This is a genomic window from Aeromonas sp. HMWF014, assembly GCF_963878295.1.
Classification (GTDB): domain Bacteria; phylum Pseudomonadota; class Gammaproteobacteria; order Enterobacterales; family Aeromonadaceae; genus Aeromonas; species Aeromonas popoffii.
Genome location: NZ_CAWNYS010000570.1, coordinates 1 through 3299, shown reverse-complemented (window position 1 = coordinate 3299; position 3299 = coordinate 1). Strand labels below are relative to the sequence as shown.

The following is a 3299-nucleotide window of genomic DNA, read 5'->3' as shown; positions in this document are numbered from 1 at the left end:
GCCTGCTCATCACCCAGCACATGGGTGAGCTGACGCAAAATGCCCAGATGCTCGTCGGACTTGGCGGCAATACCGATGGCGACATAGGCAATCTGCCCCTCATCCCACTCGATGCCGTGGGGGAACTGGGCCACCATGACACCGGTGCTTTTCACCAGATGGCGGGTGTCGGTGGTGCCGTGAGGAATGGCGATGCCGCTGCCAAGATAGGTAGCATGCTGCGCCTCGCGGGCCAGCATCCCATCCACATAGCCTGCTTCTACCAGACCGGCTTCGGTCAGTTTACCTGCCAGCAGTGCAATGGCTTCCGACTTGGTCGCCACCGACTGTCCCAGCAAGATTTGCTCTCGCGCCAACTTCAACATAGAGACTCTCCATCAGGTTCCGGCCGCGCCGGTACAACACAATTGAACATTCGGGTAACTCGCCTGCTGACAATAGACAAGATCGGGGTTGATTGTGATCGTGGCCCGATTTTCAGGCCACTGTGCCTATTCGTTACTGACAGGCTGAATCGTTTCACCTACACTCAGACTGAATCGTTTCAGCGGATTGATCAAGTACCCACCAAGGGTGCTTTTCAATGATATGATCCTGCGCACACTTTTCGGTGCCCTCACCCGGCAGTGACCGTGGGCCTTGCAACTCAAACAGAGCCAATATGATGAAACTGGATGAAATCGCCGCCCTCGCCGGTGTCTCGCGCACCACGGCCAGCTATGTGATCAATGGCAAGGCCGACCAATACCGCATCAGCCAGGCTACCCGCGACAAGGTGATGGCGGTGGTCACCGCTCACAACTATCAGCCGGATAGCCGTGCCGCCTCCCTGCGGGGCGGCCAGACCAAGACCCTCGGCTTTATCCTGCCTGACCTGGAAAACGCCAGTTACGCCAAGCTGGCCAAGCGGCTGGAACAGGGGGCGCGGGCGCAGGGCTATCAGCTGCTGATCGTCTGCTCGGAAGATGATCCCGCCACCGAAAAAGAGCTGGCCCAGATGTTGGTCAGCCGCCATGTGGATGCCCTGCTGGTCGCCAGTTGCCTGCCGCCGGACGACCCCTTCTACGGCAAATTACAAGCGCAAGGCAGCCAGATCCTCGCCATCGACCGGGCCATGGCCGCCGACCAGTTCGTCACCGTCGCCAGTGAAAACGAGAAGGCGAGCTTTGATCTCACCAGCTCCCTGCTCACCCCCGCCCTGCGCCATATCGCCTTGATCACCGCCCTGCCAGCACTCACGATCAGTCAGGAGCGAAAAGCCGGCTTCGAACAAGCGGTTGCCAGTCACAGCGCAGCGCGCCACCTGTGCGAGGGCGATCACTTCTCCCGCCTCGAGGGGTATCGCCTGATCAAGGCGCTGCACCAGCAGCTGGGCCAGCTGCCGGAGGCACTGATCACCACCTCCTATATCCTGATGGAGGGGGTGCTCGACTATCTCTTGGAACAAGAGACCGATATGAGCCAGCTCGCCATGGCCACCTTCGGGGACGATCGGCTGCTCGACTTCCTCCCCTTTGGCATCAACTCCCTGCCCCAGCAGCACGATGCACTGGCAAGCCAAGCGCTGGAACTGGCGCTCAAGGCCGTCAACGGCGAATACCAGAGTGGCTTGTACTACGTCAGCCGCACACTCAAACGCCGTCGCTGACCACCTCGCTGCCGGGCCGATTTACCCCATAAGTTCGGCAGCGTTGCTTCTCTTCATCCCATGCCCGCACACTCTCTGCCTGCGGCAGTCAACCCCTCCCAAACCCGATGCCTAGCGCCTTTGCAAGAATGGGCGCCCCCTGCTCCAGCCTGTTTTTTCGTCACTTAGTCATGTCTGTCATCTTTTATTGCCACTTATTGCCACAAGCCAGCACAAGATCCGCATAAAAGGGATTGTTTCCGTTATTTTGATCCGCTAACGTGGCAACCATCTTTTACAACTGACAGGTTTTAGGTACAGATGTTCCCGTTCCGATATTGCTAGCCTCCGGCCTTATCCCCGGAGGCGCCTTCTGATCACGCCCATTGGCCCTCTTGTTGACGTAAACACTGTGCACCACTGGTTTGCACTGACACCGCTACTTTCGGATGGATAACATGAACACCAAAACCCTGGGTTGTACCCTGTTGATTGCTGGCACCACCATAGGCGCCGGGATGCTGGCCCTGCCGCTGGCCTCCTCTTCCCTAGGCGGCCCTGCCACCCTGATGCTGATGGTCGGTCTCTGGGCCCTGATGGCCTTCACCGCCATGTTGCAGGTGGAGGCGAGCCTCAACACCGGCAAGTGGTACCTGCACCAGCTGGCGGATCATCTGCTCGGCCCCTGGGGCAAGCGCATCGCCTCCTTCTGTATCCTGATGCTGTTCTACTCGCTGGCTTCCGCCTACATCAGCGGCGGCAGCAGCCTGCTGGCACAAGCGCTGGCCGATGCGGGCATGACGCTGACTCAAGAACAGGCGGCCTGGGCCTTTACCCTGCTGTTTGGCGGCATGGTCTGCGTCGGTACCAAGCAGGTGGATTACCTCAACCGGCTGATGTTCACCGTGAAGTTGGTGATCATGGTGGCGGTGCTGGCACTGCTGCTACCCCGCGCCGAAGGGCAGCACCTGCTCTCCATGCCGCTGGGTCAGGGCTTGCTGCTGGCGGGCCTGCCGGTCATCTTCACCTCGTTCGGCTTTCACGGCTCCATTCCAAGCGTGATGCTCTACCTTGGCGACTGCCCCAAGCAGCTGCGCCGGGTCTTTGTGTGGGGCTCTGCCCTGCCGCTGATCCTCTATGTGCTGTGGCAGGTGGCGATCCTCGGTCTGCTCGGCCAGCAAGCGCTGCTGCAAACCGGCGGTGCGCTCGATAGCCTGTTGGCCAACATAGGTCAACTGGTGAGCTGGCCCGCGTTTAATCAGGCGATGCACCTGTTTGCCGATCTGGCACTCGCCACCTCCTTCCTCGGAGTGACGCTGGGGCTGTTTGACTTTATGGCCAAGGTGACCCGCCGCAAGGACAACTGGCAGGGCCGCAGCCAGACCGGTCTTATCACCTTTGTACCGCCCCTGCTGTTTGCTCTCTACTTCCCGCAGGGCTTTATCATGGCGCTCGGCTATGCCGCCATCGCCCTGGCGATACTGGCTGTGCTGCTGCCGGTGGCGCTGGTATGGCAGAGCCGCAAACAGGCGCCTGCCCACCACTACCGCGCCCCGGGTGGCGTGGTGGCACTTGGTCTGACCGCCGCCATGGGCGTGCTGATCGTCGGAGTACAGGTCAGCGTCAGCCTCGGGATGCTGCCCGCGCTCTAATACCGACCGGTATGCAATGG

At 60.4% G+C, this 3299-nt stretch carries 3 protein-coding genes; 2 read left to right on the top strand and 1 reads right to left on the bottom strand.

Features of this window, described 5'->3' with window-relative positions; translation table 11 throughout:
• Positions 1-365: PTS sugar transporter subunit IIA (locus AAC083_RS21950; protein ID WP_181364855.1), on the bottom strand; the 365-nt coding region annotated here is incomplete at its 3' end.
• A gap of 296 nt (positions 366-661) precedes the next feature.
• Between AAC083_RS21950 and cra the strand changes: the two genes are divergently transcribed.
• Together cra and AAC083_RS21940 are read left to right on the top strand one after the other, a co-directional pair.
• The gene (gene cra, locus AAC083_RS21945; protein ID WP_181364854.1) at positions 662-1648 is read left to right on the top strand and encodes a catabolite repressor/activator; all 987 of its coding nucleotides are present in this window, start codon (positions 662-664) and stop codon (positions 1646-1648) included.
• A gap of 437 nt (positions 1649-2085) precedes the next feature.
• Positions 2086-3279: an aromatic amino acid transport family protein gene (locus AAC083_RS21940; RefSeq protein WP_108537700.1), complete on the top strand. Its 1194-nt coding sequence runs from the start codon at positions 2086-2088 to the stop codon at positions 3277-3279.
• Positions 3280-3299: the final 20 nt, after the last annotated feature.